Below are 22,663 nucleotides of genomic sequence, written 5' to 3' on the forward strand. Positions count from 1 at the left end.
AAGCCAGAGAATGCATCCGCTTTTCACACACGTTCGCTCCCCCATAGAAACGCCTTTGCCGTCGCGGAACCGCGACTGTGACGTGTCATCCAGAACCGACAGCGAGCCGACTGTGGCGGTCGCGGAGGTGCTCCCCGAGTTTGCCGACGCCTTCCCGTTCGAGGAGTTCAACCGGATGCAGTCGGCGGCCCTGCCGGCCCTGCTGAACCGCGACGACAACGTCGTCGTCAGCGCGCCGACGGCCAGCGGGAAGACCGCGCTGGCGGAACTGGCCATCTGCAAGACGCTCGCCGAGGACGGGACCGCGCTGTTTCTCGCGCCGCTACGCGCGCTCACCAACGAGAAGGAGAGCGAATGGGAGCGCTTCGAGGACCTGGGCTACTCCGTCTACGTCGTCACCGGCGAGCGGGACCTGAACCCCCGCCGCGCCGAGCGGGCCGACATCCTCGTGATGACACCGGAGAAGGCCGACTCGGCCACCCGGAAACACGAGACCAGCCGCTACTCTTTCATCACTGACGTGGACTGCTGTGTCATCGACGAGGTCCATCTGCTCGATTCGGACCGGCGGGGGGCGGTGCTCGAAGTCACCGTCTCGCGGCTCCGCCGGCTCTGTGACCCGCGGGTCGTGGCGCTGTCGGCGACGATGCCGAACATCGACGACGTGGCCGACTGGCTTGATGCCCCCGACGAGACGACCTTTGCTTTCGGCGAGAAGTACCGACCCGTGCCGCTGAACGCTGACGTGAAGACCTACTCCCACGGCGAGAACGCCTTTGCCGACAAGTACCGGCGGCTCTACCGGGCGCTGGACCTCGCCGAGCCACACATCCGGGAGGAGGGTCAGGCGCTCGTGTTCGTCTCCTCGCGCCAGGACACGGTCCAGGCCGCGAAGAAGGCCCGCGACGAAATTGTCGAGCGAGATATCCCGATGGGTGCACGCGGGGACTACGATTTCCACAACGACGCCGCCGACCTCTCGAACGACACGCTCCGCCAGTCCGTGCTCGACGGCGTAGGCTTTCACCACGCCGGCCTCGCGCGCGAGGACAAGAACAAAGTCGAGCAGTGGTTTAAGGAAGGGAAGATTCAGCTCCTCTTCTCGACCTCGACGCTCGCGTGGGGCGTGAACCTCCCCGCCCGCTGTGTCGTCATCCGGGACACGAAGCTCCACGACCCGCTTGAAGGCGAGGTCGACATGAGCCCGCTCGACGTGCTCCAGATGCTCGGCCGCGCGGGTCGGCCCGGCTACGACGACATGGGCTACGCCTGGGTCGTCTGTGACCGCTCGGACGCCGACAAGTACCGCCGCCTGCTCCGGGACGGCAAGGAGATCGAGTCACGGCTCGCGGCGGAACTCGACGCCCACCTGAACGCCGAAATCGCGCTCGGGACCATCGACGACGTGGACGACGTGATGGACTGGCTCTCCACGACTTTTTACTATGCTCGCTCGCAGTCGGCCCCCAACGAGTATGACGCCGGCAGCGATCTCCGAAACCGGGTCAGTGACACGCTTTCCGCACTCGTCGACGAGGGTTTCGTCGAACAGGACGGTCTCAACGTCGAACCGACGCGGCTCGGGCAGCTAGCCTCGAAGTTCTACCTCCGGCTCTCGACCGCGCGCCGGTTCGCGGACGTCGCCGAACGGTGTCAGGACGCCGCCGACCCGGACTCCGCTGTCTCCGTTGACGCGGACGACCTGCTGACCGCGGTGGCCGGCGCGACGGAGTTCGACAGCGTCAGCGCCCGCTCCGACGAGGAGGACGCTGTCCACGCGGTGCTGGGAGACAGTGTCGACGACAGTCTCGACGCCGGCCAGCGGAAGGTGCTTGCCATCCTCCGCTCGGGCATGACCGGGACGACGCCCACGGAACTCAAAAGCGACGCGTGGGTCATCCGCCAGAACGCCCTTCGCCTGCTCGCGGCGATGCGGGAGTTCGTCGACACGCTGGGGCCGGCCCGCTACGCGAACCTGGCCTGCCGGGTCGAAGCCAGAGTCGAACACGGTATCAGCGCTGATGCGGTAGGATTGACCGCTATCGACGGCGTCGGCAGCGGCCGTGCTGGTAAACTCGCCGCTGCGGGGCTCACGTCACCCGCCGACGTGGTCGAAGCCGGCGAGGACGGCCTCGTCCGTGCCGGACTCTCGGACGGCGTCGCCGAACAGGTGCTCGCGAACGCGCGGGAACTCCCCGTCATCAGTATCGACTGGGGCGATTTCCCCGGGACAATCGCGCCCGGCGACAACGACATGCGGGAGGTGACGGTCAGGAACACCGGCGGCAGCGCCCGCGCGGGCCTGCGAGTGACGGTTAACGGGCGCGAGATGACCGCCAAGCCGTCGTATCTCGGCGAGGCCACGCTTCCGGTTGCCGTCTTCGGCGCGGACGCGGACGAACTCACGTTCACCGTCGAAGTCGCGTTCCCCGCGCTACCGCTCCCGACGATTACCGAAACCCGATCCGTGCTGGTCCGGTAATCGACGTTTCGACTGTCTCTCTGAAACTCGATCAGATAGCTCGATAAAATTTATAAAGCAATCTAAAAGCGTTACAGCGCTCCGTGAAATATCGTTGAAAGGTGCTGAAATCCGGTTAACATTCCGAAAAGAGCACGAATTATCCCCAAGGGTCTGGCGTTTATATGGGGGTATGGGTTCTTACGAAGAAGTGAGGAAGCCCACAATGTCCAGTGCATCGCCCTTCCGTTCCCCGATGGAAGCCGCCCCCAGTAGCCTCATCCTCCGGTCACTCACTCGTCCCTTGCAATTCATCGCGTTCTGGCTGGCTATCGTCACGCCGCTGGCATATCCGCCGCTGTTGCTGGGCGGGCTGGACAGTCAGAGCTTCCTCATCTTCGTGGGTGTCGTTGCCCTCAACGTCTTCGGCCTGCTGGCAGGCCGAGGATACGGTGACCCCGCCTGACCTGGCCGGGTCTTTCCCCTCCACGCCGGCATTTCACGCTGTTTCGTGACGCTCGCATCTCTGTACACCGTACTAATACCCGAACAGTATCGCTTCCCGGTCTCCGGCCCAGTTCTGTATCGGATCGCTATTACCCACCGCTTCTGATACTGCCGGCTGTACGTCTGTGACGAATATCGCCACTTCGGGGTGGCGAATCTCTTGAAATAGTTACAGCCGGAGTATGAGTCTGCCCTCTCTCCGCCCCTGCAAACAGACTATACTCGGCTGTTATACACCGCCTAACAGCACCTCGTGCAGTGTCGCGGCGTCGTCCGCGATCTCGTGGACCATCGACAGGTCCGTCTCATCGCCGTCGCCCCGGAATCCGACGGTCGTCATCCCGGCGGCGACGGCGGCGCGTGCGCCCGCGGTGGAGTCTTCGACGGCCCAGCAGTCCTCGGGCGCGACGCCGAGTTCTGCCGCGCCTCGCTCGTAGATGTCCGGTTCCGGTTTGCCGGGGCCGTCGATGTCGCCGGCACTGATGGCGACGTCGAACTTCGAGAGGAGGTCGAAGCGCTCGTCGGCCACGTCGATCCAGGCCCACGGCGCGGAGGTCGTCAGCGCCAGCGCCACGCCAGCGTCCCGCAGGTCGTCCAGTAGCTCGTGTGCCCCGTCGAGGACGGTCGCCTCTTCGCCGTAAATCCGCTCGCCGTGTTTCTCGAACAGACTCTCGAATACCTCGCGGCTGATTTCGAGGTCGTACTCGGCATCGAGGTCCGGATACACTTCCCGGTAGTTCCGACCGGTAATGGCGGCGACAGGGATGTCGTCGTTCGGTGCGGCCGTCGGAAGAATGTCCTCGCGCTGGGCACGGACCCAGTGCTCTTCGGATTGGACGAGCACGCCGTCCATATCGAAACAGACTGCAGCCGGTGGTTCGCTCATTGCCCCCCTGTCGCTCGGCGACGGCTTTGGCTGTTCCGACTCCGGCAGCGGTGACCGTTCGACGGGGCCCTGTCGCCGACTGAGGGTTTAAGTACCGGAACCCGGCCAGGTTGGCCCATGCACGACGGAACCCGTGTGATAGCTGGCGAATGTACGACCGTTTTCGAGGGAACGCGCGAGCGGGAGCAGCGCGGCGACGTGCTCGTCGTCGTCAAGCCGGACAATACCGTCCTCGTTCATGATGCTGAAGGGTATCAGCCGATCGCGTGGCTCACGCGCGCCGAAAGCGTCACCATCGACGACGGGGCGGTGACCGCCCGCGACGGCGACGAACTCCTCCGGGTGGTCCCTCACGAGGAACACGGCAGTGCCCGCTATCCGGCCTCGAACGCTGGTGTCCCGGTGCGTGACTGCCCCGACTGCGCCGGAACGCTGGTCCGCACCCGAAGCGATGTCACCTGTACTGGCTGTGACGCCGCCTACGGAATTCCGAGCGATGCCGCGGTCACCGGCGGCCGCTGTGACGACTGCGGACTCCCCACGCTTCGGGTGGAACGCGGGCGGGCGTTCGAACTGTGCCTTGACCGGGATTGTGACTCGCTGGACGACGCTGTCACCGCGGCCTTCGACCGCGAGTGGGACTGTCCCAACTGCGACGGTGACCTGTTGGTGCTCCGCCGCGGCGGCCTGCTCGCCGGCTGTGAGCACTACCCCGATTGTGACACCGGCTTCTCGATGCCGTCCGGCGTCGTCGTCGGCGACTGTGACTGTGGCTTGCCGCTGTTCGAAACTGCCGGGGGAACGCGGTGTCTGGACAGCACCTGTTCGGAACTGGGGTGAGGTTTCAAGCCTGTGTTTGCTGGGGGTACAGTTCTGAACCTCCTGAAAGTCTACTTAGCCAGTATTACCCAACCGACACTGGGTGGGAATGAAAGGGGCGAGACGCTGGAGGAAGGCAGCTGGTTCAAGCACCGCAGCGAAGCGAGGAGCGCAGACCGGCCCCCGACTCCAGCGTCTCGGGGCTTTCTGGCCCTTTGTGTCCACGACTGTGAAAACAGACCGGACCCGCAGGGGCTTTGTCGCCGCGGGAGCCACGTCAGGGCATGGAACTGACGCTCGACGGTGATGTCGTGCGGGCCGGCTACGAGGCGCGCGAGCGGTTCTACGACTCGCGGGGCTACGGCCAGGTCCGTAGCGGCGACATCGACCTAGCCCCGGTGGAGGCCGCACACCTCCTCTACCGCGGAGATATCGAGAGCATCGACGGGATGGACTTCCGGGCCTTTCTGGGGTCTGCGGCCGTCTCAGAGGTCGATTTCGCCGTCTACAAAGACCTGCGGGACCGCGGTTTTTACCTCACGCCCGCCCGCGAAGGATGGGTCGACGACGCCGCGGGCGCGGACTTCGTGGTCTACCCGCGGGGAAAGGGGCCGTGGGACAACGAAGTGGCCTACCGGGTCCGGGTCGTCGGCGAGCGCGACACGGTTGCCGCCGCCGACCTCGGCGACTGCGTGCTGGCGGTTGTCGACGAGGAGAGCGAGGTCACGTATCTCGACACCGACCGGCGCGACGTTGCAGGGACCAGCGACGCCGCCGTCCCGACGACGGAAGGCGAACTGCTCGCCGAGCGGGTGGTGTGCTGGGAACCGCCGGCGGAGCTGTACGATCAGGCATTCTACGGGCAGCGGCTCGACGACGACGCGGTTCAGCTCTCGCTCGTGGAAGCCGCGTATCTCGCAGAGGAGGGACTGCTCACGGTCGACGGGGGGGCCGACGCTGTCGTCGAGCGGGGCCGCGAGGTCGAGGGCGACCGCTTCGACCGCCGGTTGGCCGTCTACGCGGCCCTGCGAGCCAGCGGCGTCGCGCCGAAGACCGGCTTCAAATTCGGCGCGGACTTCCGGACCTACGCTAATGTCGAGAGCGCCGAGAACCTCGGTCACTCGGAGCTACTCGTCCGGGTACTGCCGGCCGACCACCGCTTCGAACCGCGGGACCTCGCGCTGGACGTACGGCTCGCCCACGGCGTCCGGAAGACGATGGTGTTCGCGCTCACCGCAAACGGCGGTGACGCGGATATCGAGTGGGTGGCCGTCGAGCGATTGACCCCCTGAGCCGGTCGAGTGCAGCGGTGCTGGAGTAAAGCTCCGCTGCCGGTCCGGACAGCGCACCGAAACGAACCCTTTTTGCGCCGACCGGGACCAAAGCACCTGTAACGTGGCTCACCGCGAGCCGAGCACATCCATGACGACAGACGATTCCCACCACGACGACGCATCGCCCGACGAGGACCGCCGCCAGTCGGGCGGAGAGTGGCGGGAGTCCGACGCCCGCTCCGGCGGCGAGTCGGTGCTACCGGACGGCGGCACTGAAGCCGAAGGGGCCGACGAGGCGACGCTCGACCCCTGGGGCTCCTCGACTATCGCCGACTACCGCAAACTGTTCGAGCAGTTCGGCATCGAGGAGTTCGACGAGGTGCTCCCCGAAGTTCCCAATCCCCACTACCTGATGCGGCGGGGCGTCATCTTCGGCCACCGGGACTACCGGCCGGTCGCCGAGGCGATGCGCAACGACGATCCCTTCGCCGCGCTATCGGGGTTCATGCCGACCGGCGACCCCCACATCGGCCACAAGCTGGTCTTCGACGAGATCATCTGGCATCAACAGCAGGGCGGGGACGCTCACGCGCTTATCGCGGACCTCGAAGCCCACAGCGCCCGCGGGCTCTCGTGGGATGAAATCGACGAGCACGCGACGGACTACGTCCTCTCGCTGCTCGCGCTCGGATTCGACCCCGACGAGGGGACGCTGTATCGCCAGTCGGACAACCGCGAGGTGCAGGACCTCGCGTTCGAACTCGGCGCAGAGGCGAACTTCTCGGAACTGCAGGCCATCTACGACTTCGACGGCGAGACTGACATCTCCCACATGCAGTCGGTCGTCACCCAGATGGCGGACATCCTCTACCCGCAACTGGACGAGCCCAAGCCGACGGTCATCCCCGTCGGCCCGGACCAGGACCCGCACATGCGGCTGGCCCGAGACCTCGCCGCGCGGATGCGGTACTTCGGCGTGACGGAGGCGTTCGCCAGTTTCGAAGCCGGCGGGGTTGAGCGGACACTGCTCCGCCAGGCCTACGACGCCCGCGAGGAGTACGCCGAGGACGCCGACCGACCACGGTGTGGCGAGGCTGCCGACTGGCTGCGCGACCATCAGCCAGCGCCCGCCGACGCCCGCGAGTCCGTCGTCGCGAAACTCGACGAGGCCGGAAAGGAACCGCTCCGACCGCGAATCCGGTTCCTCGACCGCAACGCCACCGACGCGGCCTTCGAGGCGCTCATCGAAGCCATCGACGGGGAGAAACGGGTGTACGACGAGCACATCGACACGTTCGACCTGGACCACGCCGAGGCTGAGGAGCTGGCTCGCCAGGTCGAACTCGACAACGGCGGCTACGGGTTCCAGCCGCCCTCGTCCATCTACCACCGGTTCATGACCGGCCTCACCGGCGGCAAGATGTCCTCGTCGATTCCGGCCTCGCACATCTCGCTGCTGGATGACCCGGAGGACGGCTACGACAAAGTGAAATCGGCCACCACCGGTGGTCGCTCCACAGCCGAGGAACAGCGCGAGAAGGGCGGGAAGGCCGACGAGTGCCCGGTGTACGAGCTGTACGCCTACCTGCTCTCGGGCGACGACGACGAGTTCGCCAAAGAGGTCTACGACGAGTGTGTTGGCGGCGAACGGCTCTGTGGCGGCTGCAAGGAGCAGGCCGCCGAACTGATGGCCGAGTTCCTCGAAGACCACCAGGAGAAACGCGAAGAGTGGGAGGACAAGCTCGACGAACTTGATATCGACCTCGACTCCGACCGCGCGCCGACGAGCGCGGACTGAGAACCGAGCCGAGACACCCCGTCTCGTGTCGAGACGAGTACACGCGCAACGCTTTTAGGCGCTAATCACAATCGCTCAGATATGGCACCCGAATCCCACCCAGGCGTCGCTCGTCAGCCACTCGACAGTCCGGGGTTCGGCTTCTTCTTCGCTGCCTGATCGTGTGTGGACTCTGACGGCGTCGAGAGGCGAGGTCAGACGAAACCGCGAACAGGAAGTGAGAACCGTTAACTGAGCGACCCGCGGTTATCCCCACAAGACCGAGACACCCGTATGAAACGACCACAGGCACAGGTGGCCGTCCTGCAGGCCGCCGACGCACAGGAAGACAGGCGTATCGACGACGTGGCTGCGGAGGCTGACATCAAGCCGGAAGCGGCCACCAGAGCGGCGTTCGAACTCGAATCCGACGGGCTGCTCGCCGTCGCCGAGGAAACGCTGGAACACTACGAACTCACCGAGGAGGGCGACCAGTACGTCCGGGAAAGTCTGCCCGAACAGGACCTCTACGAGGCGGCCGTTGACGCCGGCGCTGCCGACAACCCGGTCCAGATGGGGCAGGCCATCGGCGCGTCCGGCCTCGAAGGCGGCGCGGTCGACATCGCGCTCTCGAACTACGCCCGCAAAGCCTACGGCGAGATCGACAGCGGCGAGATCACGGCCAACCCGGACGCCGACCCCGGGTCAGACCCCGAGATGCTTGCACTGGAGGCGGTCGCCGACGGGCGCGTCGAAGACGCCGACGCGGACGCGCTCGACCAACTGGAACGGCGCGGCCTCCTCGACGTGCGAGAGGAGACTGTCCGCTCGGTCCGGCTCACCGACGACGGTGTCACCGCGCTGATGGAGGGCGTCGAAGCCGCCGAGACCGTCGACCAGCTCACCCCGGAACTGCTCACCAGCGGCGAGTGGGCAGACGTGGCGTTCACCGAGTACAACGTCGAGGCCGACGCCGAGGACGTGAGCCACGGCAAGGAGCACATCCTCCGCCAGACGGCCAATCGCGTGAAGGACACGCTCGTCGGCATGGGCTTCTCCGAGATGGAGGGCCCCCACGCCGACGCCCAGTTCTGGATCAACGATTGCCTGTTCATGCCACAGGACCACCCGGCCCGGACCCACTGGGACCAGTTCGCCCTAGAGGAGCCCGAGGAAATCGGCCACCTCCCCCCGGACCTCGTCGAACGGGTCCGTTCGGCCCACAAGGAGGGCGTCGGCCCCGACGGCGAGGGGTACCACTCGCCGTGGACCGAGGACATCGCCCGCGGGATGGACTTGCGCGGCCACACTACCTCGCTGTCGATGCGCTACCTCTCGGGCCATCAGGTCGGTGAACTCGACCCGCCCGAGCGCTACTTCAGCGTCGAGAAGGTGTATCGCAACGATACGCTCGACCCGACCCACCTCCTTGAGTTCTTCCAGATTGAGGGCTGGGTGATGGCCGAGGACCTCTCCGTGCGGGACCTGATGGGGACGTTCACGGAGTTCTACGAGCAGTTCGGCATCACTGATCTGGAATTCAAGCCCCACTACAACCCCTACACTGAGCCGAGCTTCGAACTGTTCGGCACCCACCCCGAGACCGGCGAGGTCGTCGAGGTCGGCAACTCCGGTATCTTCCGCGACGAGGTGCTCACGCCGCTCGGCGTCGACTGCGACGTGATGGCGTGGGGCCTCTCGCTCGAACGACTACTCATGCTCATGTATGGCTTCGAGGACATCCGCGACGTGCACGGGACGCTCTGTGATCTTGAACTGCTGCGGGAGACGGAGGTGATGCGCTGATGCCGGTCGTCGACGTCGACCCCGATGAACTACGGTATCTGACTGGGCACGACGAAAAAGACGACGACGAACTCAAGTCGGACCTGTTCAATCTCGGGCTGGAATTCGAGGGCTGGACCGAGGACGACGAGTTCCAGCTAGAGTTCGCGCCCGACAGACTCGACCGCCTTTCCGTCGAGGGGGTCGCGCGGTCGCTGCGCTACCACTACGGCGACGACCGCGGCGTGGAGGTCCCCAACACGAACAGCGCTGACTGGACAATTGAGGTCGAGGACCAGCCCGACGAGCGCCCGTATGTCACCGGTGCTATCGTCCGCGGTCTGGATATGGACGAGGCCGCGCTGGAGTCACTTATCCAGCTGCAGGAGAAGCTCCACGCGACGATGGGCCGCAAGCGGGCGAAAGGCGCGATCGGGGTCCACGACCTCACCATGCTGAAAGGCGACTCGGTCACGGACGAGACGGGGAAGTCTATCACCTACACCAGCGCCGACCCGGACGAGGCGACGTTCGTTCCGCTGGACGCCGACGCAGAGATGACCCCCAGCGAGGTCATGGCGTCTCACGAAACCGGCCAGACCTACGGTGACCTCGTGGCCGACTTCGACCGCGTCCCGGCAATCTACGACGCAATCGGCCTGTTCTCGTTCCCGCCGGTCATCAACGGCCGCCGGACCGAGGTCAGCGTCGACTCCCGGGACCTGTTCATCGAGATGACCGGGACCGACCAGTGGACCATCGACCACATGTGCAACATCGTCTGCTACGCGCTCGCCGCCCGCGGCGGCCAGGTCGAGAAGGTTGACGTGTCCTACGCCGACGACGCCCCCGGCGAGTACACCGGCAAGACGCTGGAACGGCCGGACTTCTCCGTCCGGACGAAGACGGTCACGCACGACCGCATCGAGTCCATCCTCGGCGTCTCGCTGGATAGCCGCGAGGTCATCGACTACGCCGAGCGCGCTGGCCTCGACGCGAGCGAGACTGAATCTGACGACGGTGTGGCATACGACGTTGAGGTCCCACCGTACCGCGTCGATGTCATCCACCCGCTGGACATCATCGACGACATCGGCCGGGCGCTCGGATTCAACAGCCTCGGACCGACCTACCCCGACGTGTCGACGGTCGGCGGTCGGCATGAACGGTCTCGGCTTGAGGACGCCGCCCGCGACGCTCTGGTCGGGCTGGGCTTCGAGGATTTGCTGAACTTCCACATGATAAACGAGGCCGAGAACTTCGAGCGAATGGGCCTTGACCCCGACAACCCGGACGGGGATGTCGTCGGCCAGACCGACCCGGTCACCATTCAGGAGCCCTACAGCGAGGACTACACCATTCTCCGGACGTGGGCGCTCCCGTCCATCATGATGGTGCTGGAAAACAACACCCACCGGAGCTACCCGCAGGATCTCGCCGAGATCGGACTGGCCGCCGGTCTCGACGACTCGGAGAACACCGGCGTTGCCGAACACCGCACCGTCGCGGCCGCGCTCGCGCGCACGGACGCTTCCTACGAGGATGCGAAGGCTCGCCTCCAGGCGCTCGCCGACGCCTTCGACAAGGACCTCGAAACGCCGCCGACCACGCATCCATCGTTCATCGGCGGCCGCGTTGCCGAAGTGGTTCTCGACGGCGAGCCGGTCGGCGTTATCGGTGAAATCCATCCGAAGGTGCTCGTCGAACACGACCTGGAACTACCTGTGGCTGCGTTCGAGTTCCGGTTAGACGCGCTGGAATAGCTTCGACTGCGAGCGGAGCGAGCGTCCAATTCTCTCCGCGCTGCTCTACTTGTCGCTCGGGTACACGTACTCTACGTCGCTCGGTTTTCCTGTGGCCTCTTCGCCGGTCTCGATGACGATGGTCGAGGAGAGCTTGTTGAACAGCCGCAGCCCTTCTTTCTCGTAGGCCAGCCAGCCGACGAGGATGTCGAGGGGAAGCAGGAACGCCTTCCCGAAGCTTTCGATGGCCGCCGTGCCGTAGTCGATGGCGTCGCCGCGCTCGTCCGTGACGGCGATGTTCATGACCATCTTGCCGGCTGACTGGCCCTGCTGGCCTTCGAGAACTGTCCAGTAGACGAACAGGCCGAGGCCGTTCAGGCCGATGGCTGGGGTGGTAACTGAGAGCCCCGGGTCAGGAGCGAAAACACGCCAGCGGCCTCGCCCAGTGCGGAGAGGACGATACCGACGAGCAGGACGTCGAGGAGCCAGGCGAGAAAGCGGTCGTCCCAGGCGGCGATGTGGTGGGTGCGGGGACTGTCGTCCATGCCGGCGATTCACCGCACCTGTACTTCAAGATTCGCTAGCTACAGGTCCGCGCCGACGGCGGCCTCGACGGAGTCGAAGCCGTCCTCCGAAAGCAGGTCCAGCAGCCCTTCGTTGATCTCGCGGGCGATGGTCGGGCCGCGGTACACCAGGCCGGTGTACAGTTGGACGACCGAGGCCCCGGCGCGGATCTTTCGGTATGCGCCCTCCGGTGTCGAGACGCCGCCGACGCCGACGACCGGCACGTCGACGCGCTCGGCGACGAACCGAACCATCTCTGTTGCGTCGTTCTCGATTGGCTTCCCCGAGAGGCCGCCCGTCTCGACCGCGTTCGGCGAGCGCAGACTGGCGGGCCGTTCCGTCGTCGTGTTGGTCGCGACGACGCCGTCTAGGTCGAGTTCAGTCACCAGATCAAGTGCATCCTCAACTGCCGGCTCGGGGAGGTCCGGCGAGAGCTTCACGAGCAGCGGGGCCGCGCCAGCGTCCTGTAGCTCACTGAGGATCGCTTCCATCGCGTCGCGGTTCTGGAGCTCCTCGAAGCCCTCCGAGTTTGGACAGGAGACGTTGACGACGAAGAAGTCCCCGCCTTCGGCGACGTGTTCGTACGTGGTCCGGTAGTCGTCGGGGGCCTCGCTCGTTCCGACGTGTTCGGTCTTGGCGATGTTGACGCCGACCGGGAACGGCGCATCGACGTTCTTCAGTCGCTCGCCGATGACGATGGCCCCGTCGTTGTTCAGGCCCATTCGGTTGATGATGGCCTCGTCCTCCCTGAGCCGGAACATCCGCGGGCGGGCGTTGCCGGCCTGTGGCTCGGCCGTGACGCCGCCGACCTCGGCGAAACCGAAGCCGAGCGACGCCAGCGCTCCGGGGATGGTCGCGTTCTTGTCGAAGCCGGCCGCGACCCCAACTGGGTTGTCGAAGGTCTGGTCAAACGCCTCCACTGCGAGTCGGTCGTCAGCGACGGTGTAGCGGTCGGCCATCGCCTCGGCGACCCGCGTTCCGTCGACTGCCTCCAGCAGTCGGTGGACGCTCCGGTTGGCAGTTTCGGCTGGCAGTGAAAACAGGAATGGTTTCGCGATATCGTAGGGTCTCATTGTGATGGTAGTCCGGTTGGCCCGAAAAACAGTGGTGACCGGTTGATATCGGGCGATGGCTCCGGCATCTCCGCCCGGTGGCACTGTGTCACCGTCGATGGTGCCTCAAAAGTCGTGTTCGACCTCTTCGGGGTCGGCCTTCTGGATGATAATCTTGTTGTCACGGACGCGGACGAACACCTCGTCGCCGATCTCCATCCCGGCCACGGCCAGCTCGTCTTCGTGAATGTTGATATGTACGTTGTGGTACTCGCCGTCCTCATCTTTGGCGCCACTCGGGCTGAGCTTCTTCTTTCGCACCATCGCGCTATCCTACTCCGCACTTCACCGCAGGATACACTTAAGTCTACCGTGCCGCCGGCCGCTGGCTGGTGGTTTTGTGGACGCGCGTGACGATTTCGACCCGAATATTCGGCTTGAACTGGCCGGTTTGCTGGTTTGAACCGGTACGTGATGGCTTCAATTTATAAAGGTACCCCCCGACGGAGGGCGGATTGGGGGGTATATTTATGTTCTGCCATGTGCTGAATTGGCATGGAGCGGTGAAATCCATGGCACCCGACAGTGACAAGCGCAACTTCGCACTGCGCGAAGACGGTGACGAATCGAGCGTCTTCTCGGGCGGAACACCTCGACAGGCTGCGCTGAAGGCAGCACGTCGACTCGAGCCGGCCGACGGTGAAGATCAGGCTGACCCTGAGGAGATACGACTACGGGAGAAAGGAACCCACAAAGTCCACATCTACGAGGCGTGGGCATGGGTCGAGGAAGCACCCGACGACAAACCCGACTGGATGCCCGGCGACATCACGAAAGGGAACGTCTCGAAGCAGGGCGTCGAACACCTAGACGAGATCTAGGTCGCATTCCCGACATTTTCGGTGCAACGCCCGGCCGGTAGCGGCTGCTGTAACTGTTCGTGCGCGCGCGGAGTCGACGTCTGTTTCGGCGTCCCATTCCCGACACGCCGTACTGACCGTCTGCAGTCGTGTGCAACACTCTCCCCCGTGTAATCTTGTCCCGTAGGCGACTCCCTTCGACGGGGTTAAGTGTGGCTCACCCATCGGAATGAAATGCGAACGCGGACAGGGGCCGACGCCCCCGAACGAACGCACTCGTTCCGACGCCCTTAAGTGTAACAGGGCATTCGGAATGAACGCGAAGGTCGCTCGCGTCGTGCGGTTCGACGCGAGCCCCATCCGATGCCCTTAAGTGTAATAGGGCACTCGGAATGAACGCGAACGACGTTCGGTCGGGGTGTTGAACCCCTGCCGACACGGACCAGGCGGGATCGACTCGCCAACGAAACTCGAAGCCTTTATGGTGGCTTCGAGACAACAATCAGGCCCGAAGAAATGAGGATTCCACCCCTGCGGTCCGCCGTCAAGATGGGATCTGATGTTAGCCCTGATAGTTCGGTGACACTCGGTCGACGGGTGTCCTCGAACACCCTTCGATAGCGACCACACCCATTATATGGGTGTGATCCCGCCTAACCCCCCGGCATTGTGCCGGGATACATTCCGGTTGATCCTGCCGGAGGCCATTGCTATCGGAGTCCGATTTAGCCATGCTAGTCGCACGGGCTTAGACCCGTGGCATATAGCTCAGTAACACGTGGCCAAACTACCCTACAGACCGCGATAACCTCGGGAAACTGAGGCCAATAGCGGATATAACTCTCAGGCTGGAGTGCCGAGAGTTAGAAACGTTCCGGCGCTGTAGGATGTGGCTGCGGCCGATTAGGTAGATGGTGGGGTAACGGCCCACCATGCCGATAATCGGTACGGGTTGTGAGAGCAAGAACCCGGAGACGGTATCTGAGACAAGATACCGGGCCCTACGGGGCGCAGCAGGCGCGAAACCTTTACACTGCACGACAGTGCGATAGGGGGACTCCGAGTGCGAGGGCATATAGCCCTCGCTTTTCTGTACCGTAAGGTGGTACAGGAACAAGGACTGGGCAAGACCGGTGCCAGCCGCCGCGGTAATACCGGCAGTCCAAGTGATGGCCGATATTATTGGGCCTAAAGCGTCCGTAGCCGGCCGGACAAGTCCGTTGGGAAATCGACGCGCTCAACGCGTCGGCGTCCAGCGGAAACTGTCCGGCTTGGGGCCGGAAGACCTGGGGGGTACGTCCGGGGTAGGAGTGAAATCCTGTAATCCTGGACGGACCACCAATGGGGAAACCACCTCAGGAAGACGGACCCGACGGTGAGGGACGAAAGCTAGGGTCTCGAACCGGATTAGATACCCGGGTAGTCCTAGCTGTAAACGATGCTCGCTAGGTGTGCCGTAGGCTACGAGCCTGCGCTGCGCCCTAGGGAAGCCGAGAAGCGAGCCGCCTGGGAAGTACGTCTGCAAGGATGAAACTTAAAGGAATTGGCGGGGGAGCACCACAACCGGAGGAGCCTGCGGTTTAATTGGACTCAACGCCGGAAATCTCACCGGTCCCGACAGTAGTAATGACGGTCAGGTTGACGACTTTACCCGACGCTACTGAGAGGAGGTGCATGGCCGCCGTCAGCTCGTACCGTGAGGCGTCCTGTTAAGTCAGGCAACGAGCGAGACCCGCACTTCTAGTTGCCAGCAATACCCTTGAGGTAGTTGGGTACACTAGGAGGACTGCCGCTGCTAAAGCGGAGGAAGGAACGGGCAACGGTAGGTCAGTATGCCCCGAATGGACCGGGCAACACGCGGGCTACAATGGCTCTGACAGTGGGATGCAACGCCGAGAGGCGACGCTAATCTCCAAACGGAGTCGTAGTTCGGATTGCGGGCTGAAACCCGCCCGCATGAAGCTGGATTCGGTAGTAATCGCGTGTCAGAAGCGCGCGGTGAATACGTCCCTGCTCCTTGCACACACCGCCCGTCAAAGCACCCGAGTGGGGTCCGGATGAGGCCGTCATGCGACGGTCGAATCTGGGCTCCGCAAGGGGGCTTAAGTCGTAACAAGGTAGCCGTAGAGGAATCTGTGGCTGGATCACCTCCTACTGATCGGGATCAGGCCTCTGGCCTGACCCACCTTTCGGTGTTCGAGAACTCCGTCGACCGGGCACCTATGAACTATCAGGGCTAACAACCGTGCGGATCTGCCGGGCCCATAGCTCAGCGGGAGAGCGCCGCCTTTGCAAGGCGGAGGCCCTGGGTTCAAATCCCAGTGGGTCCATACGACGTGCCAGCCCCGAACCGTGCCCCTTAAGTGTGGGACGGCGATGGGATATGGTACGACGACAGATGCACCAGGCCGGGTGAAACCGAGCCTGGGAAGGGTCGATTCGCCCACCATCTCCACCTTGGGGGCGAGTATGAAACCGTGTGTACGTGCGATCCAGGCGTCCACTGGACTCGTTCAGTTGAACGAGTCACAACGACGTTGGCTACTATGCCAGCTGGTGGATTGCTCGGCTCAGGCGCTGATGAAGGACGTGCCAAGCTGCGATAAGCTGTGGGGAGCCGCACGGAGGCGAAGAACCACAGATTTCCGAATGAGAATCTCTCTAACAATTGCTTCGCGCAATGAGGAACCCCGAGAACTGAAACATCTCAGTATCGGGAGGAAAAGAAAACGCAACGTGATGTCGTCAGTAACCGCGAGTGAACGCGATACAGCCCAAACCGAAGCCCTCACGGGCAATGTGGTGTCCGGGCTACCTCTCATCAGCCGACCGTCTCGACGAAGTCTCTTGGAACAGAGCGTGATACAGGGTGACAACCCCGTACTCGAGACCAGTACGCTGTGCGGTAGTGCCAGAGTAGCGGGGGTTGGATATCCCTCGCGAATAACGCAGGCATCGACTGCGAAGGCTAAACACAACCTGAGACCGATAGTGAACAAGTAGTGTGAACGAACGCTGCAAAGTACCCTCAGAAGGGAGGCGAAATAGAGCATGAAATCAGTTGGCGATCGAGCGACAGGGCATACAAGGTCCCATGACGAATGACCGAGACGCGAGTCTCCAGTAAGACTCACGGGAAGCCGATGTTCTGTCGTACGTTTTGAAAAACGAGCCAGGGAGTGTGTCTGTATGGCAAGTCTAACCGGAGTATCCGGGGAGGCACAGGGAAACCGACATGGCCGCAGGGCTTTGCCCGAGGGCCGCCGTGTTCAAGCGCGGGGAGCCATGTGGACACGACCCGAATCCGGACGATCTACGCATGGACAAGATGAAGCGTGCCGAAAGGCACGTGGAAGTCTGTTAGAGTTGGTGTCCTACAATACCCTCTCGTGATCTATGTGTAGGGGTGAAAGGCCCATCGAGTCCGGCAACAGCTGGTTCCAATCGAAACATGTCGAAGCATGACCTCCGCCGAGGTAGTCTGTGGGGTAGAGCGACCGATTGGTGTGTCCGCCTCCGAGAGGAGTCGGCACACCTGTCAAACTCCAAACCTACAGACGCTGTTTGACGCGGGGATTCCGGTGCGCGGGGTAAGCCTGTGTACCAGGAGGGGAACAACCCAGAGATAGGTTAAGGTCCCCAAGTGTGGATTAAGTGTAATCCTCTGAAGGTGGTCTCGAGCCCTAGACAGCCGGGAGGTGAGCTTAGAAGCAGCTACCCTCTAAGAAAAGCGTAACAGCTTACCGGCCGAGGTTTGAGGCGCCCAAAATGATCGGGACTCAAATCCACCACCGAGACCTGTCCGCACCCGTTACAGGGTGATCGAGTAGATTGGCGCTCTAATTGGATGGAAGCGGGGGCGAGAGCTCCTGTGGACCGATTAGTGACGAAAATCCTGGCCATAGTAGCAGCGATAGTCGGGTGAGAACCCCGACGGCCTAATGGATAAGGGTTCCTCAGCACTGCTGATCAGCTGAGGGTTAGCCGGTCCTAAGTCTCACCGCAACTCGACTGAGACGAAATGGGAAACGGGTTAATATTCCCGTGCCACTATGCAGTGAAAGTTGACGCCCTGGGGTCGATCACGCCGGGCATTCGCCCGGTCGAACCGTCCAACTCCGTGGAAGCCGTAATGGCAAGAAGCGGACGAACGGCGGCATAGGGAAACGTGATTCAACCTGGGGCCCATGAAAAGACGAGCATAGTGTCCGTACCGAGAACCGACACAGGTGTCCATGGCGGCGAAAGCCAAGGCCTGTCGGGAGCAACCAACGTTAGGGAATTCGGCAAGTTAGTCCCGTACCTTCGGAAGAAGGGATGCCTGCTCCGGAACGGAGCAGGTCGCAGTGACTCGGAAGCTCGGACTGTCTAGTAACAACATAGGTGACCGCAAATCCGCAAGGACTCGTACGGTCACTGAATCCTGCCCAGTGCAGGTATCTGAACACCTCGTACAAGAGGACGAAGGACCTGTCAACGGCGGGGGTAACTATGACCCTCTTAAGGTAGCGTAGTACCTTGCCGCATCAGTAGCGGCTTGCATGAATGGATTAACCAGAGCTTCACTGTCCCAACGTTGGGCCCGGTGAACTGTACATTCCAGTGCGGAGTCTGGAGACACCCAGGGGGAAGCGAAGACCCTATGGAGCTTTACTGCAGGCTGTCGCTGAGACGTGGTCGCCGATGTGCAGCATAGGTAGGAGTCGTTACAGAGGTACCCGCGCTAGCGGGCCACCCAGACAACAGTGAAATACTACCCGTCGGTGACTGCGACTCTCACTCCGGGAGGAGGACACCGATAGCCGGGCAGTTTGACTGGGGCGGTACGCGCTCGAAAAGATATCGAGCGCGCCCTATGGCTATCTCAGCCGGGACAGAGACCCGGCGAAGAGTGCAAGAGCAAAAGATAGCTTGACAGTGTTCTTCCCAACGAGGAACGCTGACGCGAAAGCGTGGTCTAGCGAACCAATTAGCCTGCTTGATGCGGGCAATTGATGACAGAAAAGCTACCCTAGGGATAACAGAGTCGTCACTCGCAAGAGCACATATCGACCGAGTGGCTTGCTACCTCGATGTCGGTTCCCTCCATCCTGCCCGTGCAGAAGCGGGCAAGGGTGAGGTTGTTCGCCTATTAAAGGAGGTCGTGAGCTGGGTTTAGACCGTCGTGAGACAGGTCGGCTGCTATCTACTGGGTGTGTTATGGTGTCTGACAAGAACGACCGTATAGTACGAGAGGAACTACGGTTGGTGGCCACTGGTGTACCGGTTGTTCGAGAGAGCACGTGCCGGGTAGCCACGCCACACGGGGTAAGAGCTGAACGCATCTAAGCTCGAAACCCACTTGGAAAAGAGACACCGTTGAGGTCCCGCGTACAAGACGCGGTCGATAGACTCGGGGTGTGCGCGTCGAGGTAACGAGACGTTAAGCCCACGAGCACTAACAGACCAAAGCCATCATTCATACGCACTGTGACTCATTCACCGACGAATTATCTCGTCGCTGAACGAGTCCAGGCGCAAACTGGATCGCACGTAATCACACGGTGGAAAAGTTGATCGAGACTGGTGCTATCGCGGTTCGATTCCGTGACTCGACGTTAGGCGGCCACAGCGGTGGGGTTGCCTCCCGTACCCATCCCGAACACGGAAGATAAGCCCACCAGCGTTCCGGGGAGTACTGGAGTGCGCGAGCCTCTGGGAAACGCGGTTCGCCGCCACCATTCATACTTACATAGCCCACTCAGGAGAGGTATCTCTCCCGAGTGGGCTTTCTGTATTTGTACAAACCGAGAGCTACGTGGCTGGATCGAGAGTTCGCAGACTTGTGAAGTCGAATTGAACGAATTCACAGCACTCCTCGACGGTGTCGCACCTGCTGTCTGTCGAGATGGTCCGAGCGGATCTTGACGATGTACGGCTCGTGTATGCCGTTAATTCCGCCGCGGGTCGCACTACTTGCCAACGCGAGCAGTTTGGTTCTTTGGACGGGGACAATCATCAATCTACAGTACTATCCCGGTCGAGGGAACGGTGATCTGGATCAGGCAATGGCTAATCGAATTCGCTACGCTTAAACGACCGAGTTGACTACCTCTATTCGCGCCAAGGTGGCAGAGTCTGGCCTAACGCAGCGGCCTGCAGAGCCGCCCATCGCCGGTTCAAATCCGGCCCTTGGCTTCCTCGTCTCTTACACCCCCGAGAAGTGCCGGTACGTAACTGTTACCTGCCTTTCTCTATAGACTCGACGTTGTGAACTGTTGCTCGAAAACGGTTGCACACAGAATCAAGACTCTATCGAAGAATACAGTACGGGCAGGCCGCTCATGGAATCCGCTTTCGACGGGGCAACGCCCGACCTATCGGGGTCGCACGAACTATAGTAGCCATTGAAAACCAATGCACACCTGATCGCACTGCCGTCGTGCGATCAGTGTGTAAATCGTTTCGATTGTTACTATAGTGTACGGCCACAAACTGGTTCCCGGGACATTCGAAGCTGGAGTTAGCGGAGATGGGGGCGGCGGAGAAAGATGGATGACGCTGCTGACCCGGTATCAACTCTTATTTGTCGGCACCAGTATTACAGTTGCAATGGGGTTGTTGGGACGGGAAATACGGCGGACAGTCGTCGACAACTACGAACTGCTACTGATTTGTCTGATCGCCATCGCTGCGGTTGGCGGATATCTCACGTATACGGGCCACGTTGCTCCGGGAACGGACACGACTACGCGTCAGGTGTCGTCGTGGCAGTCGTCCGGATCGTTCTCCCACAATGCGACAGTTCGCAACGGTACCTCGGCGTTTCCAGAGGGTGAAGTACTCGAAGACCAACCTGTGTATCTCCGGACGGTCGCCCCCGTATTGGACGGCGCGTTCATGTACACGTACAGCGCCAGCAACAAAAGCGACCTTACGGCCTCGGCTGACGTGTTTGTTCAGTATCGCTCCGTCGAATCAACCCAGAACGGAGAGCTCGTCTACTGGGAGGTCAAACGACCACTGACACAAGGCACTGTGCAGTCGCTGGCCGCGGGTGAGCGGCTGACGGTTCCGTTCTCGCTGAATGTCAGTCGCGCAGCCGAAACTGTTCGACGTATCGATTCGGAACACGGCCAGACGTCCGGTCGACTTGAGATGGCGGTGGTCTCTCAGGTGGCTCTTTCGGGGACGCGCAACGGGCAGTCGGTCGACACGACTCGGACGTATCGCCTCCCGATTATCCCGAGGCAGAGCAGCTACCGGGTCGAAAACGCTGGCCCGGTTCCGAACAGTGGTGACCGAACCGTCGAAGCGCAGGTCGAAAAAGCGTATGGACCGATCTGGACTCTCGGTGGCCCAGTGCTCCTGCTTGGTAGCTTTAGTGGTGCTGCTGCCATCGTCTACGGGCGCACGACCGACTATCTCACACTGACCGACGCCGAGCGCCGATGGCTCGCATACAAGTCCGCCCGTGAGGAGTTTGACGATTGGATAACCGTCGGCCGGGCTGATCCAGTCGACGACGACGTCTGGACGACTTCAGTTGATTCGCTCGTCGGGCTCGTGGACGTCGCAATAGACACCGAGGAACGTATCATCGAGTCAGATAGCGATTCTGAACTCATCGTGTACACTGGTGACCGACTGTTTCGGTACGCGCCTCCGCCAGAACCCGGAACTGATTCGACTGTGGGAAACAGTGACGCTGAGACACCGGACTGACCGGATTGTTTTACTGCTTTTCGGTGCCGTCGTCGTCGGCTTGCAGTTCGGGCAGTGCATCGAGTTCTGGGACCAGCCGGTACCCGGTCACCGTGCCGACTGCAGCGGAGAACGCGAGCGCCGCAACCAGCTGCGAGACTGGGCCGAAGCCAGCGCCTGAGGCAGCTGCCACGACAAGAACCGTGAGTACGATTCCGGCAAGACCGATCGCGGTCTCGCGGACAGCGACGCGCCGGAACCGGCGACGGCGGTCACTCGGTTGCGTCTGGAGTACCGGGAGGACATCGTGATATCGCGTCTGCACGAGGTAGTTCGTCACTACGACGAGCAGGCCAGCGATGAACGCCCACGGCCCCCAGCTAATTCCGAATGCCGGCTCGAAGCCGAGCGTGAATCCGTTCGGTTCGGCTGACTGTTGACTTTCGGGTGTCGTCGGCACGGGCTCAGCGCCACCGCCGGCCACGGTTTCGGGTTCTTCTTCGCTGGTGGTGGGCGTCTCAGCCGGTTCGTCGGTCGACGTCCCGACACCAGTACCGCTGCCACCGCTTCCGCCGCCAGCGGCTGTTTCAGTCTCGTTCCCGTCATCGTTTACGGTCTCGTTCGTCGAGTTACTGTCCGTCGGCGTTGGCGTCGGCGTCGTGGGATCGCCCCCGCCCTGCGTACCACTCCCATCATCGTTACTGGGTGGCACACCGCCACCACCGCCACCGGTTGACCCACCGCCGCTCCCACCGTTGCTCTCGTCCCCTTCGGTTGACTGCTGTTCGGGAACAGGGGCGGTGATCGATATCGTGCCAGTGAAGTTGCGCTCCGCTGGCGTCACTGCCAGCCCAAAGCGCACTGATTCGTCGGGCTCCAGCGAGACAGTGTCGCCGGCGACTTGTGCTCCGGTGTCCATCCGGTACATGCGAACTGTTTCCGGCTCGCTGTCCAGTTCGACGGTAGCGGCACTATCAGTCCCCTCGTAGCCCGCAAACCCGACCACGAACAGGTCATCGACGCGGGTCTGACCGTTCGGGAGCACTGGTGAAAGACTGATGCGTAGCTGCCCTGTCTCGTCGTATTCGACGTACTGGTCCCCGTTTACCGTGTCAGCGGGAGCCAAGTAGACGCCGGAGTTCCGGTCGGGTGCAACCTCGTCGCCGTCGATGAAGGCACCTGTCGCCATAGCGGTCCCTGCGAGGAGGACGACCGTTGCCATGACAGCGATGAGAGTGCGATTCATAGTTGGT

At 62.4% G+C, this 22,663-nt stretch carries 13 protein-coding genes, 2 tRNA genes, 3 rRNA genes and 1 pseudogene; 14 read left to right on the plus strand and 5 right to left on the minus strand.

Annotated elements, in window-relative coordinates; all coding sequences use genetic code 11:
- Positions 1–112: 112 nt before the first annotated feature.
- Together ACNO8S_RS00420 and ACNO8S_RS00425 are read left to right on the plus strand one after the other, a co-directional pair.
- Positions 113–2,482: a DEAD/DEAH box helicase gene (locus ACNO8S_RS00420; protein ID WP_050037408.1), complete on the plus strand. Its 2,370-nt coding sequence runs from the start codon at positions 113–115 to the stop codon at positions 2,480–2,482.
- Positions 2,483–2,687: 205 nt separating this feature from the next.
- Positions 2,688–2,927, plus strand: a complete 240-nt coding sequence (locus ACNO8S_RS00425) for a hypothetical protein (protein WP_225306736.1) — start codon at positions 2,688–2,690, stop codon at positions 2,925–2,927.
- Between the two features lie 270 nt (positions 2,928–3,197).
- On the opposite strand, the gene ACNO8S_RS00430 is transcribed toward ACNO8S_RS00425, so the two are convergent.
- Positions 3,198–3,854, minus strand: a complete 657-nt coding sequence (locus tag ACNO8S_RS00430; RefSeq protein WP_014039234.1) for an HAD family hydrolase — start codon at positions 3,852–3,854, stop codon at positions 3,198–3,200.
- A gap of 117 nt (positions 3,855–3,971) precedes the next feature.
- Here ACNO8S_RS00430 and ACNO8S_RS00435 point away from each other — a divergent pair, with 117 nt between their 5' ends.
- The 5 genes from ACNO8S_RS00435 (at position 3,972) to pheT (ending at position 11,272) form a co-directional block, all read left to right on the plus strand.
- Complete coding sequence (locus ACNO8S_RS00435) at positions 3,972–4,694, plus strand: topoisomerase DNA-binding C4 zinc finger domain-containing protein (RefSeq protein WP_420182315.1); 723 nt, start codon at positions 3,972–3,974, stop codon at positions 4,692–4,694.
- A 263-nt stretch (positions 4,695–4,957) separates the two neighbouring features.
- Entirely contained in the window at positions 4,958–5,965 is a 1,008-nt protein-coding gene (endA, locus tag ACNO8S_RS00440; protein WP_420182316.1) for a tRNA-intron lyase, read from the plus strand.
- 130 nt (positions 5,966–6,095) lie between these two features.
- Positions 6,096–7,745 (plus strand): tryptophan--tRNA ligase, encoded by a 1,650-nt coding sequence (locus tag ACNO8S_RS00445; RefSeq protein ID WP_420182317.1) that lies wholly within the window; start codon positions 6,096–6,098, stop codon positions 7,743–7,745.
- Between the two features lie 273 nt (positions 7,746–8,018).
- Positions 8,019–9,530, plus strand: a complete 1,512-nt coding sequence (locus tag ACNO8S_RS00450; protein WP_420182318.1) for a phenylalanine--tRNA ligase subunit alpha — start codon at positions 8,019–8,021, stop codon at positions 9,528–9,530.
- Entirely contained in the window at positions 9,530–11,272 is a 1,743-nt protein-coding gene (gene pheT, locus ACNO8S_RS00455) for a phenylalanine--tRNA ligase subunit beta (RefSeq protein WP_420182319.1), read from the plus strand. Before ACNO8S_RS00450 ends, pheT begins: the two co-directional genes overlap by 1 nt.
- Positions 11,273–11,317: 45 nt before the next feature.
- Here the strand turns inward: pheT and ACNO8S_RS00460 are convergent.
- From ACNO8S_RS00460 to ACNO8S_RS00470, 3 genes and pseudogenes are all read right to left on the minus strand, one after another.
- Positions 11,318–11,796, minus strand: a pseudogene (locus ACNO8S_RS00460) (RDD family protein).
- Positions 11,797–11,835: 39 nt separating this feature from the next.
- Positions 11,836–12,888, minus strand: coding sequence for a quinone-dependent dihydroorotate dehydrogenase (locus tag ACNO8S_RS00465; RefSeq protein ID WP_420182320.1), 1,053 nt, complete (start codon positions 12,886–12,888; stop codon positions 11,836–11,838).
- A gap of 105 nt (positions 12,889–12,993) precedes the next feature.
- Positions 12,994–13,191, minus strand: coding sequence for a hypothetical protein (locus ACNO8S_RS00470; RefSeq protein ID WP_004516407.1), 198 nt, complete (start codon positions 13,189–13,191; stop codon positions 12,994–12,996).
- A gap of 248 nt (positions 13,192–13,439) precedes the next feature.
- Here ACNO8S_RS00470 and ACNO8S_RS00475 point away from each other — a divergent pair, with 248 nt between their 5' ends.
- The 7 genes from ACNO8S_RS00475 (at position 13,440) to ACNO8S_RS00505 (ending at position 21,431) form a co-directional block, all read left to right on the plus strand.
- Complete coding sequence (locus ACNO8S_RS00475; protein ID WP_004516406.1) at positions 13,440–13,748, plus strand: non-histone chromosomal MC1 family protein; 309 nt, start codon at positions 13,440–13,442, stop codon at positions 13,746–13,748.
- A 660-nt stretch (positions 13,749–14,408) separates the two neighbouring features.
- Positions 14,409–15,880: ribosomal RNA gene (locus tag ACNO8S_RS00480) — 16S ribosomal RNA — on the plus strand.
- Between the two features lie 105 nt (positions 15,881–15,985).
- Positions 15,986–16,057, plus strand: a tRNA-Ala gene (locus tag ACNO8S_RS00485).
- 201 nt (positions 16,058–16,258) lie between these two features.
- Positions 16,259–19,188 (plus strand): 23S ribosomal RNA (locus tag ACNO8S_RS00490).
- A gap of 136 nt (positions 19,189–19,324) precedes the next feature.
- A 5S ribosomal RNA gene (gene rrf / locus ACNO8S_RS00495) occupies positions 19,325–19,447 on the plus strand.
- The 16S, 23S and 5S rRNA genes sit together here with 2 tRNA genes alongside, the layout of an rRNA operon.
- A 381-nt stretch (positions 19,448–19,828) precedes the next feature.
- Positions 19,829–19,904 (plus strand) — tRNA-Cys (locus ACNO8S_RS00500).
- A gap of 414 nt (positions 19,905–20,318) precedes the next feature.
- A complete protein-coding gene (locus ACNO8S_RS00505) occupies positions 20,319–21,431 on the plus strand; it encodes a DUF5305 domain-containing protein (RefSeq protein ID WP_420182321.1) in 1,113 nt (370 codons plus the stop codon).
- Between the two features lie 10 nt (positions 21,432–21,441).
- Here the strand turns inward: ACNO8S_RS00505 and ACNO8S_RS00510 are convergent, their stop codons facing one another.
- Positions 21,442–22,656, minus strand: a complete 1,215-nt coding sequence (locus ACNO8S_RS00510; RefSeq protein WP_420182322.1) for a hypothetical protein — start codon at positions 22,654–22,656, stop codon at positions 21,442–21,444.
- Positions 22,657–22,663: the final 7 nt, after the last annotated feature.

It is taken from the genome of Haloarcula sp. KBTZ06, assembly GCF_048595605.1.
Lineage (GTDB): Archaea > Halobacteriota > Halobacteria > Halobacteriales > Haloarculaceae > Haloarcula > Haloarcula hispanica.